Origin of the sequence: Mesorhizobium sp. M7A.F.Ca.CA.004.12.1.1 (assembly GCF_003997835.1) — a bacterium.
Taxonomy (GTDB): Bacteria; Pseudomonadota; Alphaproteobacteria; order Rhizobiales; family Rhizobiaceae; genus Mesorhizobium.
In genome coordinates this window covers 1-941 of sequence record NZ_RZRK01001315.1, presented here as the reverse complement: position 1 = coordinate 941, position 941 = coordinate 1, and the positions used below count along the sequence as shown (strand labels likewise).

The following is a 941-nucleotide window of genomic DNA, read 5'->3' as shown; positions in this document are numbered from 1 at the left end:
TCGCTGCGCGACGCGGCGATCGACCTGGACATAGGCGTCGCTGGCGAGACCGGACCGGAGGTGCGCATCCAGGCATTGCTTCGCGACTGCTTCATCGGCGCCGTGCGAATGGGCCATCCGTTGAGCGAGGGCACGGTGACGCCAGAGCGCTATGCGGCAGGCCGGCACATCAGCGTTTCACGGCGTGGCCGCGAGAAAGGGCCGATCGACGAGGCCCTGAACCGGCTCGGGCTGCAGCGGACAGTCGTGTGCATGGTTTCCGGTTTCTCGGCAGCCCTTGCCATGGCCCGCACATCAGACCTGATCGCAAGCGTTCCGGAGCGGCATACCGAGGGTGCACGCACCGGCATGCACAGTTTTCCCCTGCCGGTTGCCACCGCCGAGGTCACCATCTCCATGCTCTGGCATCCGCGCCTCGATGCCGATCCGGCGCAACGCTGGTTGCGCGACCGCGTGCGGGAGGTCTGCGCGGCGTCGCGCTGACAACGATGAGAAGCCTGCGCCAACCGCCCAGGCTTCTCATCTGTCCCGTCTATTCGGTTTGGCGTTTCTGCAAATGCCTCAGTGCGCCTAGTGTGAGCGTCGCCATGACCGAACAGTAGCCCACCAGCGGCCACGCCGTGTCTCCATCAAGCAGGATGACGAACAGCGTGCCGAGGATGCCGACGACAAGGCTCTGGATGCAGAAGTAGAGCGCGACGGCGGTTCCCGCGACATCGCCGAACGCCTCGAGCGCACCGTTCGCGGTGACTGAGACAGTGAAGACGATACCCGCGGCAACGACCCACATCGGTAAGACGAATGTCGCGAAGGACGGCGCCGCGAACAGTTGCCCGGCCGCAAGCAGAGCCGCGCCGAGCAGCAACATCGCCATACCTCTGATAGCACTGCCCGCGACGCCCCAACGTGCAATGAACTTTTTGGCGAAGCGGGTGGTCACG

1 protein-coding gene and 1 pseudogene are annotated in these 941 nt (G+C 65.1%); one reads left to right on the top strand and one right to left on the bottom strand.

The genetic code is table 11. The features are described 5' to 3' along the window. Positions 1-483 (top strand): LysR substrate-binding domain-containing protein (locus tag EN984_RS36060; RefSeq protein WP_245480202.1); only part of this gene is annotated, 483 nt, incomplete at its 5' end. 49 nt (positions 484-532) lie between these two features. Here the strand turns inward: EN984_RS36060 and EN984_RS36055 are convergent. After that, positions 533-941 (bottom strand): annotated as a pseudogene (locus EN984_RS36055) (CmlA/FloR family chloramphenicol efflux MFS transporter); the annotation flags it as partial.